Annotated in this window: 6 protein-coding genes and 1 pseudogene; all 7 read right to left on the bottom strand. The window is 55.7% G+C overall.

What is annotated here, in order from left to right; translation table 11 throughout:
- Window positions 1–559, bottom strand: a 559-nt coding sequence (locus RT613_RS10615) for an ATP-binding cassette domain-containing protein (protein WP_313615181.1), incomplete at its 3' end; no start/stop codon positions are given.
- 76 nt (window positions 560–635) lie between these two features.
- The gene (locus tag RT613_RS10610) at window positions 636–1,547 is read right to left on the bottom strand and encodes a metal ABC transporter substrate-binding protein (RefSeq protein WP_313615179.1); all 912 of its coding nucleotides are present in this window, start codon (window positions 1,545–1,547) and stop codon (window positions 636–638) included.
- A gap of 354 nt (window positions 1,548–1,901) precedes the next feature.
- Window positions 1,902–4,515, bottom strand: a pseudogene (clpB, locus tag RT613_RS10605) (ATP-dependent chaperone ClpB).
- A gap of 85 nt (window positions 4,516–4,600) precedes the next feature.
- Window positions 4,601–4,966, bottom strand: coding sequence for a hypothetical protein (locus RT613_RS10600; RefSeq protein ID WP_313615177.1), 366 nt, complete (start codon window positions 4,964–4,966; stop codon window positions 4,601–4,603).
- The gene (locus RT613_RS10595) at window positions 4,905–5,597 is read right to left on the bottom strand and encodes a DUF4167 domain-containing protein (protein WP_313615175.1); all 693 of its coding nucleotides are present in this window, start codon (window positions 5,595–5,597) and stop codon (window positions 4,905–4,907) included. Before RT613_RS10595 ends, RT613_RS10600 begins: the two co-directional genes overlap by 62 nt.
- A gap of 332 nt (window positions 5,598–5,929) precedes the next feature.
- Entirely contained in the window at window positions 5,930–6,796 is an 867-nt protein-coding gene (gene prmC, locus RT613_RS10590) for a peptide chain release factor N(5)-glutamine methyltransferase (protein WP_313615173.1), read from the bottom strand.
- Window positions 6,793–7,875, bottom strand: a complete 1,083-nt coding sequence (gene prfA, locus RT613_RS10585; RefSeq protein WP_313615171.1) for a peptide chain release factor 1 — start codon at window positions 7,873–7,875, stop codon at window positions 6,793–6,795. The genes prmC and prfA overlap by 4 nt, the downstream gene beginning before the upstream one ends.
- Between the last annotated feature and the right edge of the window lie 24 nt (window positions 7,876–7,899).

Genomic DNA, 7,899 nt, shown 5'->3' with positions numbered 1-7,899 from the left:
CGGTTTTCACATCAACGCCAGTAAAGGGCTCATCCAGCAGAATGACCTTGGCGTCCTGCGCCAGCGCACGCGCCAGAAACACGCGCTTTTTCTGGCCACCGGATAATTCACCGATCTGGCGACCACGAAACTCGCTCATGTTGACGCGGACAAGTGCTGCGGTCACCGCCTCACGGTCGGCGGCCTTGGGGATGCGCATGAAACCCATGTGGCCGTAACGACCCATCATCACCACATCTTCCACCAGCACCGGGAAGTTCCAGTCCACTTCCTCGCTTTGCGGCACATAGGCCACCAGGTTTTGCCGCAGGGCGTCCTTGACCGACTTGCCGAGGATGGAAATAGAGCCTTGGGCGATACGCACAAAGCCCATCACGGCCTTGAACAGCGTGGATTTTCCAGCACCATTGACACCAACCAGCGCCGCAATCGTACCAGTTGGAATTTGAAATGTTGCATTCTTCAGGGCCGTGTGGCCGTTGCGATATGTCACGGTGGCGTTGTTGACGGAAATACCGGAACCGTCCGTTCCCGTTTGCCAGCCGGTGTGCGCATTCATGAAAAGCATTCCTTTTCAGCGGTGATAAAAACAAAACGGCCTGCAAAAATTGCAGGCCGCTTAATATCGGATCATGTCAGGAGGACGATGCAAGTCCCTTGGCAATGGTATCGGATGTGACCTTCAACAGGTCGATATAGGTTGGAACGGGGCCGTCCTCTTCGGTCAGCGAATCCACATAAAGAACACCGCCGTATTTTGCGCCGGTTTCGCGCGCCACCTGCTCTGCCGGTGCGGCGGAAATGGTGCTTTCAGAGAAGACAACACCGATGTTGTTTGCACGAACCGCATCAATCACCTTGCGGACCTGCTGTGGCGTGCCCTGCTGGTCGGCATTGATCGGCCACAGGTACAGTTCTTTCAAACCGAAATCGCGTGCGAGATAGGAAAACGCGCCTTCGCTCGATACCAGCCAGCGCTTGTTTTCCGGCAAGGCTGCCAGCTCCTGACGGATCGGTTCGATGGCGTCCTTGATCTTCTGCTTGTAGGTTTCGGCATTGGCCTTGTAGGCCTCGGCATTGGCAGGATCATATTTTACGAAAGCATCGCGGATATTGTCGACATAGATGAGCGCGGCATTGGGCGACATCCAGGCATGCGGATTGGGTTTACCTTCATAAGGTCCCTCTGCAATACCCATAGGCTCAACGCCGTCGGACACAACGGCGCTTGGCACGTCTTTCAGCTTCACGAAGAATTTCTCGAACCACAATTCGAGGTTAAGACCGTTCCAAAGAACAAGCTGCGCGCCCTGAGCCTTGCGGATATCGCCCGGTGTCGGCTGGTAATTATGGATCTCAGCGCCTGGCTTGGTGATACTTTCAACAACTGCTGCATCGCCAGCGACATTGCGGGCAATATCGGCAATCACCGTAAAGGTCGTCACGGCCTTGAACTTTTCCTGAGCTATCGCAACGCCACCGGTTACGCCGAGAACCACAGCGGCCGCCATTCCACTTAAAAGCCCGCGCCTGACAATATCGAACATAAGTCACTCCTTGGTCACACCAACATTACGCTATTAAGAACCATTTGCAACAAGGTGGCATGTTTATTTTTGAAATGCAAATGCGAATTATTTGCAACTGAAAAACTTAACGTATTTGGCGGCAAGATGGTTCCAAATTGCTGGGCAAAGCGTCTGGACTGGCGTGGCTACCCCTTACTGGCGGACAAAAGCAGTAGCTAGCGATAGCACGAAGCGGTCTTGCGCTAGGCGGGAGAAGTGGAGCTAAAGGTCTGCGCTTTATTCCAGAGAGGGAAAGCTTTGAATGGCAGAGTTGCACGCGAGAAGTGCTGGCCAAACAAAAAGGGCACCCAATGGGGTGCCCTGATTTATTCCTTAGGCTGCGTCGGCAGCGGTCTCGGTTTCCGCACTGCCCTTGCCAGCTTTTGCCTTGAAGTGCAAACGGTCGGTACCGGAGGTTACCTTGACGCGAGAGCCATCCGGCACCTCACCGCCAAGGATCATTTCTGCCAGCTTGTCTTGCACGGTCTTCTGGATAACGCGCTTCAACGGACGCGCACCATAGGCCGGATCATAGCCCTTGTTGGCAAGCCAGACACGGGCATCATCATCCAGATCAAGCGTGATCTTGCGCTCGGACAACAGGGCCACCAGTCTCTTCAACTGGATATCGACAATGGCGCCCATTTCCTCACGCCGCAGGCGGTGGAACAGGATGATATCGTCGATACGGTTGAGGAATTCTGGCCGGAAGTGGCTACGCACCCGTTCCATCACCAGTTCCCGCACCGATTCCACATCGTCATTGTCGCCCATCTGCGTCATGAATTCAGAACCGAGGTTCGAAGTCATGATGATGATGGTGTTCTTGACCCTGACCATCGGTCAGGCGGCCATCATCAAGAACCTGCAACAGCACGTTGAACACATCTGGATGTGCCTTTTCGATCTCGTCGAACAGCACGACCTGATATGGACGGCGACGCACGGCTTCCGTCAGCGCCCCACCCTCTTCGTACCCGACATAACCGGGAGGCGCACCGATCAGGCGAGCCACGGAATGCTTCTCCATGTATTCCGACATGTCCAAGCGAACCATCGCGGTTTCGTCGTCGAACAGGAAGCGGGCCAATGCCTTGGTCAACTCCGTCTTGCCAACGCCGGTTGGGCCAAGGAAGATGAACGAACCGATTGGGCGGTTGGGGTCCTGCAAACCGGCACGCGAACGGCGCACCGCCTTCGAAACCGCCTGCACGGCTTCACCCTGACCGACCACCGACTTGGCCAATTCGTCTTCCATGCGCAGCAGCTTTTCACGCTGTCCTTCCAGCATCCGGTCTACCGGAATGCCGGTCCAGCGCGACACGACCTGAGCGATATTGTCCGCCGTCACCACTTCCTGCACCATCGAACCCGCACCGCTTGCATCACGTGCTTCCGCAGCCGCAAGCTCCTTTTCGAGGCCTGGAATGATGCCATAGGTCAGCTCGCCTGCCCGCTGGAACTGACCACTGCGCTGGGCAATCGCCAATTCATTGCGTGCATCGTCGATCTGCTTTTTCAGGTCTGCCGCGTGGCCGAGTTTCTGTTTCTCAGCCTGCCAGCGCGCCGTCAGCGCATCCGCCTTCTCTTCGGTTTCAACCAGTTCGTCTTCCAGCTTTTTCAACCGGTCAGCAGAGGACACATCGGTCTCCTGCTTCAAGGCTTCACGCTCGATCTTGAGCTGGATGATACGACGATCCAGTTCGTCCAGTTCTTCCGGCTTGGAATCCACCTGCATACGAAGACGAGAGGCGGCTTCATCCATCAGGTCGATGGCCTTATCCGGCAGGAAGCGGTCGGTGATGTAGCGGTTCGACAAGGTAGCAGAAGCCACCAGAGCCGAATCCGAGATACGAACCTTGTGGTGCTGCTCGTATTTTTCCTTCAAGCCGCGCAGAATGGAGATCGTGTCTTCCACGGTCGGTTCATCCACCACAACGGGTTGGAAACGGCGGGCAAGAGCCGGATCCTTTTCGACGTGCTTGCGATACTCATCAAGCGTCGTTGCGCCAACGCAGTGCAACTCACCACGGGCAAGCGCCGGCTTCAACAGGTTGGATGCATCCATAGCACCATCTGCCTTGCCCGCACCAACCAGTGTGTGCATTTCGTCGATGAACAGGATGATGCCGCCATTTTCAGCCTGAACCTCGTTCAAAACAGCCTTGAGACGCTCTTCGAATTCACCGCGATATTTTGCGCCGGCAATCAACGCGCCCATGTCGAGCGCCATAAGCTTCTTGTCCTTGAGGCTTTCCGGCACGTCACCATTAATGATGCGCAGGGCCAGACCTTCGGCAATCGCCGTTTTACCAACGCCGGGTTCACCGATCAGCACGGGGTTGTTCTTGGTGCGGCGCGACAGAACCTGGATGGTCCGGCGAATTTCATCGTCGCGGCCAATCACGGGGTCGAGCTTGCCTTCACGGGCTTCTGTGGTCAGGTCGCGAGCAAATTTCTTCAGCGCGTCAAAACCTTGCTCGGCATTGGCGTTGTCTGCTGTGCGTCCCTTTCGGATGTCATTGATGACCTGATTAAGGCCCTGCGCGGTCACGCCTGCCTTTTTCAGGGTTGCCGAAGTTGACGTGCTACCTTCAATGGCGAGAGCCAGCAATAGGCGCTCGACGGTCACAAAGCTGTCGCCAGACTTTTTGGCAGCGTCTTCGGCCGTGGCAAAAACCTTGGCAAGCGGAGCCGTCAGGGAAAGCCCACCATTGCCGCCGGAAACCTTGGGCAGCTTAGATAGCGCAACATCATTGGCAAGCCGGGCTTCCTTGGCGTTACCGCCAGCGCGCTCGATCAGCGACGACGCCATTCCTTGGTCGTCATCCAGAAGTACTTTCAGCACGTGCTCAGGCGCGAACTGTTGATGATCTTCAGACAGCGCGTAGGTTTGAGCGGACTGCAGAAATCCGCGAACGCGCTCGGAGTATTTTTCAATATTCATAATATATGCCTCCTTGAACCGGCCCGCCCTCAATCGGCACAGATCCGGATGTTAGGGTAAAGGCTCCCGATAGCGGCAAGCCCCGTTACGACGGTTCCGGATATCTCCGTAGCGTCGCCTCTTGGTTTTGCATGTCTTCCCAAAACCGGTGAAGTCTTTGGGCGAGATGCTTTGGCAAACGACCTGACGGCGCTTCCCGTTGTGCTTGATATGGTAAGCGATTTTTGAGGTTTAAAGAGGCTGTGAGCTGCTTGGCGAAGAAAAACGCACGGACCTGACAATCCTCAAAAATCGGCCGGTCCATCCTGACGACCATACACGATGCCCAAAAGCAGAAAACCCCGGCAATGCCGGGGTTTTTCATGATCACATATCTGACATCATGCCGATTATTCGGCTGCGCCTTCAAGGGCGGCAGGTTCAGCAGCAGCTTCGCCGCCAGCATTTTCACCTGCAGCGCCTTCACCACCTTCCGCATTTTCCGCAGTGCGGCGTGGACGACGCTGACGTGGGCCCGTGCTGCGACGACGCGGCTGGCGTTCGGCACGCGGTGCTTCTGCAGCCTGCGCCTCTTCTTCAACAGCAACCTCAAGCGGTGTGCCTTCGATAACCGGCTGTGGACCGCTGCCATCGTCGTAAGATGGCTGCTCGTCGTCATTGCCAACCTGCTGTGCCTGCGGCGCAACAGAACCTGTGGTCTCGTCGTTGTCGTTGCCGTCAACGTCGTCGCCATCGCGTTCGTTGTTGTAGTCCGGGTTACGCTCATCACGCTGGAACCGTTCCTGCATATGCGCCTGTGCAGCAGCAATGATGCGGTTGTAGTGTTCTGCGTGCTGCAAATAGTTTTCAGCCATAACCCGGTCACCGGAGCTTTGCGCATCACGGGCCAGTGCGGCATATTTTTCAGCAATGTGCTGGGCAGTACCGCGAATTTTTACATCCGGGCCGGAGCTGTCATAGGTCCGAGTAAGCGGATTCCCGCCCTTGCGGTTGAAGTTGTTGTTACCACCACCACCGCCATTGTTGTTATTGTTGTTATTTCCACGCCCTCGGCCGCGCTTGTTTTGCTGTCCTGGCCTCATCAATTGCTCACCTGAATTCTGTTGTGATGACGAACTAATTACGCGGCTTGCCGGACAGGCCGGATCAAGACCTCGCCTTCGCGACCGGATTGCCCCCAATGGCTTAACCGGGTTGCTTGCGAAATGAAGTTTATGATTCACATGCCGGAAACGCCCAGCCTTTCAGAGTTCTAAGGAACTCCCGTAGGGACTGACCCAAACCCGGGCGAATCTAATTCGCCCCCAGTCACCCTGCATGTGGCTGCAAACTATCCCGCTTCATGCGGAAATCCAAGTCTTTTCTTTTGCTTTGCAAAATATCCTTAAAACAGGAGGGAAGCACACGGGCTCCCTTACTTTCGAAATACAAGAACACGATCATTTCCACCGTAATCCTTCACCGCTGCGATGCAAGGAAAACCAGCCGACTTGAAGATCGTTTCAACATCTTGTCTCTGATCATAACCGATCTCGACACCGACAAGGCCATTTTCTGTTAGAAATTCGCCCGCACCACTGGCAATTGCCCTGTAGGGTTCCAGACCATCCGGCCCGCCATCCAGCGCAGCCATGGGATCGAACTCTCTTACGTCACGGTCCAGCGTTTCAATGACAGAGGACTGTATATAAGGCGGGTTTGACACGATTATGTCGAAACAGCCCGCGATTTTGTCAAACCAGTGACTTTTCACAGTTTTAAATCGCTCGGCGACACCATTTTCCACCGCATTGCGCCAGGCGGTCGCCAAGGCATCATCGGAGATGTCACTACCGGTGCCATGAGCACCCGTGCATTCATGCAGCAGCGAGAGACAGATTGCCCCCGTGCCCGTCCCCATATCCAACACCTGCGCCGACCCATTGTCAGCAACCATGGTGCGCAGATGCGGCAGTAACGTATCGACAAGAATTTCCGTATCGGGCCGCGGCTCCAACGTGCCAGGCGACAGAAAGAACTCCAAGCCATAAAAGGCGCGCCTGCCGAGGATACGGTGAACCGGCTCTCCGGTTTCGCGTCGTGCAACAGCTGTCAGTACCCGCAGCACTTCATCCTCAGTGACACTGTCACTGCCTTTCAGCACAATATCGGTGAAGGACAGTCCGATAATGCCGCTGACCAGCAGGCGAGCATCGAACACCGGATCAGCCACACCGGCCTGCGCAAAGCGCTTGCGCGCCTGCGTCAACAGACCGGCAATGGTGTGTGTCTCAGTGCTCATCCACGCTGTTCGCCCAGTTGTGCCAGCTGGCCTGCCTGATAATCGGCAATCAGTGCATCCACCATTTCGTCAATCTCACCTTCAATCATCCGATCAAGCTTGTAGAGCGTGAGGTTGATGCGGTGGTCGGTGACACGGCCCTGCGGGAAATTATAGGTGCGGATGCGTTCCGAGCGATCCCCGGAACCAACCTGGCTCTTGCGATCGGCAGAACGTTCGCTGTCGGCCTTCTGGCGTTCGATATCGTAAAGGCGCGAACGCAAAACCTGCATGGCCTTGGCACGGTTCTGATGCTGCGATTTTTCCGAACTGGTCACGATCAGACCTGTCGGCAAGTGGGTGATACGCACTGCCGAATCAGTGGTATTGACGTGCTGCCCGCCAGCGCCGGATGCGCGCATCGTATCTATGCGAATATCTTCGGGGCGAATTTCAATATCGATTTCTTCCGCTTCCGGCAGCACCGCGACGGTAGCAGCCGAGGTGTGAATACGGCCACTGGCCTCGGTATCGGGTACGCGTTGAACACGGTGAACACCGGATTCGAACTTCAGCTTGGAAAACACACCGCGCCCGGTAATGGTGGCGATAATTTCCTTGAAACCACCGGCATCACCTTCGCTGGACGACAGTACTTCCACCTTCCAGCCTTTGGTGCTGGAAAAGCGCTCATACATGCGGAAAAGATCACCCGCAAACAGCGCGGCTTCCGACCCGCCGGTTCCGGCGCGAATTTCCAGGATCGCGCTTTTTTCGTCGGCAGCATCCTTGGGCAAAAGCAGGATCTGCATGTCCTTCTCCAGCGCTTCGATGCGCTCGGAAAGGTCAGGCAATTCGGCTTCGGCCAGTTCACGCATATCTCGGTCTGTCGACTTGTCAGCCAGCAGGGCCTGCAGGTCTGCCTGCTCGACCAAGGCCTTTTCATAGTCCTGAATCTTCTTCACCACAGGCTGCAGTTCGGAATATTCGGATGCCAGCTTGACGTAAACATCAGCGGCGGGACCTGCAGACATACGCGCTTCGATTTCCTCAAAACGCCTCGAAAGCTCACGCATTTTTTCGACGGGTAGCTTTGCCAACCTTCGCTCCGGTATTTGAATTCA

The sequence above is a fragment of the Agrobacterium sp. genome (genome assembly GCF_032092815.1).
Lineage (GTDB): Bacteria > Pseudomonadota > Alphaproteobacteria > Rhizobiales > Rhizobiaceae > Agrobacterium.
Note: the sequence above shows the minus strand (reverse complement) of the source record. Positions and strands in the feature narration are given on the sequence as shown.